1 pseudogene is annotated in these 1,072 nt (G+C 76.1%); it reads left to right on the forward strand.

Going from position 1 to position 1,072, the window contains the following annotated elements:
* Positions 1-688: 688 nt before the first annotated feature.
* Positions 689-1,072 (forward strand): annotated as a pseudogene (locus HUW36_RS33335) (hypothetical protein); the annotation flags it as partial.

Below are 1,072 nucleotides of genomic sequence, written 5' to 3' on the forward strand. Positions count from 1 at the left end.
TTCAGACGTGTGCTCTTCCGATCTGCCCGCCTCTACACCGGGGTGCTCTACGAGGCGCTCGACCTGGCCACGCTGCCGCCGGCGGCGGAGCGGGCGGCCCGCCGGTCGGTGCTGATCAGCTCCGGCCTGTGGGGCGCGGTCCGCCTCACCGACCGGATTCCGCCGTACCGGTGCCCGATCGGGGCGCGCCTGCCGGGCGTCGGGGCGCTGGCGGCGTACTGGCGGTCCGCGATGGAACCGGCCATGACGGCGGCTGCGGGCAACGGTCCGGTGCTCGACCTGCGCTCCGGCGCGTACGCGGCCACCTGGACCCCGCGCGGCCTCCTCGCCGAGCGCACGGTCACCGTGCGGGTGCTGCACGAGCGGGTGGTGGACGGGACGCCGACGCGGTCGGTGGTGAGCCACTTCAACAAGGCGACCAAGGGCCGGCTGGTCCGGGACCTGTTGCTCGCCGGCGCCCGCCCGCGTACCGCCGACGCGCTGGTGGGCGCGCTGCGTGACCTGAAGTACACGGTCGAGGAGGGGCCCCGGGCCACCGGCCGCCCCCGGCAGCTCGACGTCGTCGTCGCCGATCTCTGAGGGCCGGCGTTCGCGCAAATTTTGCTCAAGGCTCGGGCGCAGCGGTTCCCCGGCCCGGCGGGGCAGGCCACGGTAGAGGGGCCCCGACGCCGACCAAGGAGCCGTGCCGATGCTCTCCGAGCCCACCACACTGCTCGACCGGCCGCGCCCGTCGTCGCCGCCACCGCCGCTGGACTGGCTGACCCTGGCCGACGCGTTCGAGGTCGCCTGCATGGTGCGGTGCACGCCGCCGCCGGCCGCGGACGTCCGCCGGTTCGACGTCGACCCGTACCGGGGCGGGGTGGCGGAGTTCAACCGGGAGGACGCGGCGCAGCGGATGCGGCAGCTGCTGGGCCGCCTCGACGTGCCGGTGGAGCACGAGTTGACCACGGGTGGCCTGCGCCGCCGCTACGAGCTGCACCGGCTGTCGGTGCCCGGCGAGCACCGGCCGGCGTACGCCGCCGTGCTGGCGGCCGGCTGGCGGCAGGGCCGACGCGAGCTGCTCGGCGGGCCG

This window comes from Micromonospora maritima (assembly GCF_902825405.1).
Lineage (GTDB): Bacteria > Actinomycetota > Actinomycetes > Mycobacteriales > Micromonosporaceae > Micromonospora > Micromonospora maritima.